General features: G+C 64.9%; 4 protein-coding genes and 1 pseudogene. 1 reads left to right on the top strand and 4 read right to left on the bottom strand.

The features are described from left to right. From B3V69_RS04480 to B3V69_RS04465, 4 genes and pseudogenes are all read right to left on the bottom strand, one after another. The coding region (locus B3V69_RS04480; protein WP_296444186.1) for an aminopeptidase P family protein at positions 1 to 734 on the bottom strand (734 nt) is incomplete at its 3' end. Positions 735 to 747: 13 nt separating this feature from the next. Further along, complete coding sequence (locus B3V69_RS04475; protein ID WP_296444188.1) at positions 748 to 1,515, bottom strand: nucleotidyltransferase family protein; 768 nt, start codon at positions 1,513 to 1,515, stop codon at positions 748 to 750. Positions 1,516 to 1,559: 44 nt separating this feature from the next. Then, positions 1,560 to 1,940, bottom strand: a complete 381-nt coding sequence (gene speD / locus B3V69_RS04470; RefSeq protein WP_296444185.1) for an adenosylmethionine decarboxylase — start codon at positions 1,938 to 1,940, stop codon at positions 1,560 to 1,562. A gap of 11 nt (positions 1,941 to 1,951) precedes the next feature. Continuing rightward, a pseudogene (locus B3V69_RS04465) lies at positions 1,952 to 3,069 on the bottom strand (NADH:flavin oxidoreductase/NADH oxidase). A gap of 76 nt (positions 3,070 to 3,145) precedes the next feature. Between B3V69_RS04465 and tkt the strand changes: the two are divergent. Further along, entirely contained in the window at positions 3,146 to 5,203 is a 2,058-nt protein-coding gene (gene tkt / locus B3V69_RS04460) for a transketolase (RefSeq protein WP_296444187.1), read from the top strand. Positions 5,204 to 5,299: the final 96 nt, after the last annotated feature.

Genomic DNA, 5,299 nt, shown 5'->3' with positions numbered 1-5,299 from the left:
TTGGCGCCGGCGGCCACGATCGAGCCATAGGCCGGGTATTGCGAGCCGTGACGGCGAAATTCGTGCAGCAGTTCAGCGTCCAGGTGGTATTCACGCACGGCCTGGCCGTCGCGCAGCATGCGGGCACTCAACTGCATGGCGCGGATGTGGCCGCCGGCACTGATCTGCGCGGCACGGCGCATGGTGGCTTGCTCCTGCACGTCCTTGATCAGCCGCAGTTCGTCCAGCGGGCCGCACAGGTCGCGCTGCTGTTCGGGGCAAAGCGTGCCATAGCGCACGCGGGCGCGCACGCTGCCGAGCCAGCCGTCAACACGTGTCTCCAGCCCCTTGTGGGTGGCAAACGGGTACCACACGGCATCGCGGCCGTCCAGCAGGCCGGGCAGGTGGGCATCCAGTTCTGCTACAGAAAAAGCAGCATTCACCCCAAGTTCGGCGGGGGCTGCAGCCGGCCCGAGTCGGAAACCATCCCAGATTTCCCGCTCCATGTCCTTGGGGCTGCAAAACAAGGTGCTCTGGCCATCCCCCGTGATCACCAGCCAGGCCCGGGGCTCGGTAAACCCGGTCAGGTAATAAAAGTAGCTGTCATGCCGGTATAAAAAATCGGCATCGCGGTTGCGTTGCTGCTCGGGCGCCGTGGGGATGATGGCGACGCCTTTGGCCCCGATCAGGGCGGCCAGTCGGGCGCGGCGCTGGGCGTAAATGGCATAGGGGGCAGTGCTGGCAGAGGGGTTCATGGCGTGGCTCCGGTTATTGATTCAGTGACTGCAGCCGCTCGGGCGTGCCCACGTCGGTCCAGGCCCCGCTGTACAGCTCAGCGCTGATCCGGCCATTGTCCATGGCGGCGCGCAACAGCGGCGCCAGAGGGGCTTTGAGGCCTTGCGGGTTGCCAGCGGGAATGTCGCAATACGGCGCGGCAAACAGCTGGCGCCGGTACAGGCCGATGGTGGAGTAGGTGTAGCGCGTTTGGCGGTCGTCCGGCGCCAGGTTCAGCGCCAGGCCGACGGCAGCGTCGTCGCCGGGCTTGACCGACAGGCCGAAGTCGCCCCGGCGGTTGTGCGAGGGGTTGGGCACCAGCCAGAGGTGGGCCAGTTGGCCGCTGGCGATAAAACGATCCACGGCGTCCTGGCTGAACACAAAGTCGGGCGCAAACACGTCCCCGGCCAGCACCCAGAACACATCGCCCAAAGTCGGCAGGGCGCGCACAATGCCGCCCGCGGTTTCCAGTGCGCCGCCAAAGTCCTGTCCTTCATGCGAGTAGGTAATCTCTGTTTGCTCTGTATTTGATAGCTGATGGCGCTCATTCGACGGGGGTTGCAGGGCAAAATGACTTCCAAAGGTGTGGGAGATCTGCTCCCCCAGCCAGGCCGTGTTCACCACCACGCTGGTAAACCCGCCGCGCGCCAGTGCTTCCAGCGGCCACTGCATCAGCGGCTTGCCGCGCACCTGCAGCAAGGGTTTGGGGGTGCTGTCCGTCAGGGGCCGCATGCGCTCGCCGCGCCCGGCGGCCAGAACCATGGCCTTGATCGCAGGCGCTGTCCGCATCGACGTTGGTGTTGGCTTCATGCGGCAATCGCGCCGCGCGTCAGGCTGTGTCGTTCCACGTGGGTCGCATCGAAAAGGTCCGCCAGTGCCGCCATCAGCGCGTGTGCCCGGTCGGAGTGGTCGCCGCCAAAATTGCACACGTACACATCCAGTGTCACGGCGTGCTGCTCGGGCCAGGTATGTACGCACAGATGCGACTCGGCCAGCAACACGGTGGCCGTGATGCCGCCGGCGCCTTGTGCCGTGGCGGGGAAGGCATGAAACACGTGCGCCACGGCTTGCAGGCCGGCTGCCGTGGCCGCCCGCACACAATGCTGGCCCACAAGCGCCGCATCGGTCAGCCATTGGGGGGCGCAGCGGCAGTGGTGAAGATCGGCGGTCAGGTGCAGGCCTTGCATGGATGTTCTTTCTAGCGCACGCCGATCGACACTTTGCCAAAAATGGCTTGTGCTTCGCGCGGCGGACAGCGCCAGTACACCGGGTTGGCCTGCACTTCTGCGCCCAATGCGGCGGCGGCCTGCCAGCCCCAGCGCGGCTGGTACAAAAATCCGCGAGCCAGGGCCACCAGGTCGGCATCGCCGTCTTGCAAAATGGCTTCGGCCTGCCGGGGCTCGGTGATCAGACCCACGGCGGCGGTGATCATGCCGCTGGCCTGGCGGATCTGCCGCGCAAACGGCACCTGGTAGCCGGCCCCCAAGGCGATCTTTTGCAGGGGCGACACGCCGCCCGAAGAGACGTGGATGAAATCGCAGCCCAGGGCTTTGAGCCGCTTGGCAAACTCGGCGCTCTGGTCGGCATCCCAGCCCCCTTCGACCCAGTCGGACGCCGAAATGCGCAAGCCCAGCACGCCGCCAAACGCCTGGCGCACGGCGGCAAACACCTCCAGCGGATAACGAATGCGGTTCTCGAAACTGCCGCCATAGGCATCCAGGCGCTTGTTGGCCAGCGGCGACAAAAATTCGTGCAGCAAATAGCCGTGGGCACTGTGGATCTCGATGGCGTCAATGCCGATGCGGTCGGCCCGCTGCGCGGCGGCGACAAAGGCATCACGCACCCGGGCCATGTCGTCCGCGGTCATGGCGGTGGGTGGCGGCTCGGTGGGCAAATGGGGCTCGGCCGATGGCCCAAAGGTTTCCCAGCCGCCCTGTTCTTTGGACAGCAACTGTGCGCCCTGCCACGGCAGCGCGCTGGAGGCCGCCCCGCGTGCGCCAACTGGATGCACACGGCGGTGTGGGGGGCGAGCTGGCGGGCACGCTGCAAGGTGTCGGCCAGGGCACGCTCCGTGCGCTCGTCCCACAGACCCAGACAGGCCGGGGTGATGCGGCCTTCCGGGACCACGGCCGTGGCCTCAATGGTCAACAGCGCCGCGCCGCCGTTGAGCAGGTTGCCCCAGTGCATCAGGTGCCAGTCGGTGGCTTCGCCGTTGATGGCTGAGTATTGGCACATGGGCGCAATGACAATACGGTTGGGCAATGTCAGGCCACCACGGGGCGAGGGCAGGGTCAGGGGGGAGAAAAGCAGGCTCATGGCCTTAGCTTATCTCACGCCGGTAAAATACCGGGTTTCCCCCTACCCCCCAAGAACTTTCCCGGAGTTGGCACAGATGTCTGATACAGAACAAACAGAGCAAGTCGTAGCGCAAGCAAGCAAGGCCAACCACACCGACATGGCGAATGCGATTCGCGCCCTGGCGATGGACGCCGTGCAGGCTGCCAACTCGGGCCACCCCGGCGCGCCCATGGGCATGGCCGACATGGCCGTCGCCTTGTGGGGCTCACACCTCAAGCACAACCCCGCCAACCCGCACTGGTTTGATCGCGACCGTTTCGTGCTCTCCAACGGTCATGCCTCCATGCTGCTGTACGCGGTGTTGCATTTGACCGGCTACAAACTGCCCATCGCCGAGCTGAAGAAATTCCGCCAGTTGCACAGCAAAACGCCGGGCCACCCCGAAGTGGACGTGACCCCCGGCGTGGAAACCACCACCGGCCCGCTCGGCCAGGGCATCACCAACGCGGTGGGCATGGCGCTGGCAGAAAAACTGCTGGCCAAAGAGTTCAACCGCGAAGGCCATGAGGTCGTCAGCCACAACACGTTCACCTTCATGGGCGACGGCTGCCTGATGGAAGGCATCAGCCACGAAGCGGCCGCCCTGGCCGGCGCCTGGAAGCTGAACAAGCTGATTGCCCTGTACGACGACAACGGCATCTCGATTGACGGCCCGGTGGCGCCCTGGTTCATCGACAACACCGCGCTGCGTTTTGTGGCCTACGGCTGGAACGTGCTGGGACCGATCGACGGCCACGACGCCGAGCTGGTGGCCAAGACCATCGCAGAAGCCAAGACGTCGGCCGACAAGCCCACGCTGATCATCTGCAAGACCGCCATCGGCCAGGGTAGCCCGAATCGCGCCAACACCGCCAAGGCGCATGGCGAGCCACTGGGTGCTGAAGAAATCAAACTCACCCGCGAAGCGCTGGGCTGGCCCTATGCCCCTTTTGCCATTCCCAAAGACGTGGTCGCTGCGTGGGATGCCAAGGCCGCCGGCGCCGTCGCCGAGAAAGCCTGGAACGACAAGCTGGCCGCCTACAAAGCCGCCTTCCCCGAGCTGGCCAAAGAGCTGGTGCGCCGCATGAAGGGCGAGCTGCCCAGGAACTTCAACCAGGTCGCCGTCGACACCGCGGTCGCCGCCCATACCAAGGCCGAAACCGTGGCCTCGCGCAAGGCCTCGCAACTGGCCCTGGAATCATTCACCGCTGCCCTGCCGGAAATGCTGGGCGGCTCGGCCGACCTGACCGGCTCCAACCTGACCAACACCAAGAGCACCCCCAACCTGCGCTTTGACTTCACGGGCAACAGCAACGGCGGGCGCCACATCAACTATGGTGTGCGCGAGTTCGGCATGGCCGCCATCATGAACGGCATTGCGTTGCACGGCGGCTTCATCCCGTACGGCGGCACCTTTTTGACCTTCAGCGACTACAGCCGCAACGCCATCCGCATGGCCGCCCTGATGAAGCTGCGCGTGGTGCATGTGTTCACCCACGACAGCATTGGTCTGGGCGAAGACGGCCCGACGCACCAGTCGATCGAGCACGCCGCGTCCTTGCGCCTGATCCCGAACCTGGACGTCTGGCGTCCCGGTGACACGGCCGAGACCGCCGTTGCCTGGGCCGTGGCCCTGCAGAACAAAACCAAGCCGACCGCCCTGCTGCTGAGCCGCCAGAACATCAACTACGCCCCCAAGGCCACGCTGGGCGACATCAGCAAGGGCGCCTACGTGCTGGCCGAACCGTCCGAGGTGGGCCTGCGGAAAAAAACCCAGGCCGTCATCATCGCCACCGGCTCCGAAGTGCAACTGGCACTGAAAGCGCAAGAGCTGCTGGCGACGCGCAAGATCGCCGTGCGCGTCGTCTCGATGCCGAGCAACACCACGTTTGACAAGCAAAGCGCTGACTACAAGAGCAGCGTGCTGCCCGCCGGCGTGCCACGCATCGCGGTGGAAATGGGCGTGACCGACGGCTGGTGGAAATACGGCTGCGTCGCCGTGGTCGGTATCGACACCTTTGGCGAATCGGCGCCGGCGCCGGTGCTGTTCAAGCTCTTCGGTTTCACGCCGGAGAATGTGGCGGACACCGTGGAAAAGGTTTTACGCAAGTAATCAGCCCAAATTCGGGCAACGCAGGTTTCAACTGTTAACCATTGGAGAATAAGCAAATGACGATCAAGATTGGTATCAACGGCTTCGGCCGTATCG

Origin of the sequence: Rhodoferax sp. UBA5149 (assembly GCF_002413825.1) — a bacterium.
Classification (GTDB): Bacteria; Pseudomonadota; Gammaproteobacteria; order Burkholderiales; family Burkholderiaceae_C; genus Rhodoferax.
This window is presented reverse-complemented; position numbering and strand designations above follow the sequence as displayed.

What these genes read in the sequence shown, in the direction of transcription:
- B3V69_RS04475 (WP_296444188.1), bottom strand. Translation starts at nt 1,515, where the DNA reads ATGGTTCTGGCCGCCGGGCGCGGCGAGCGCATGCGGCCCCTGACGGAC.
- speD (WP_296444185.1), bottom strand. Translation starts at nt 1,940, where the DNA reads ATGCAAGGCCTGCACCTGACCGCCGATCTTCACCACTGCCGCTGCGCC.
- tkt (WP_296444187.1), top strand. Translation starts at nt 3,146, where the DNA reads ATGTCTGATACAGAACAAACAGAGCAAGTCGTAGCGCAAGCAAGCAAG.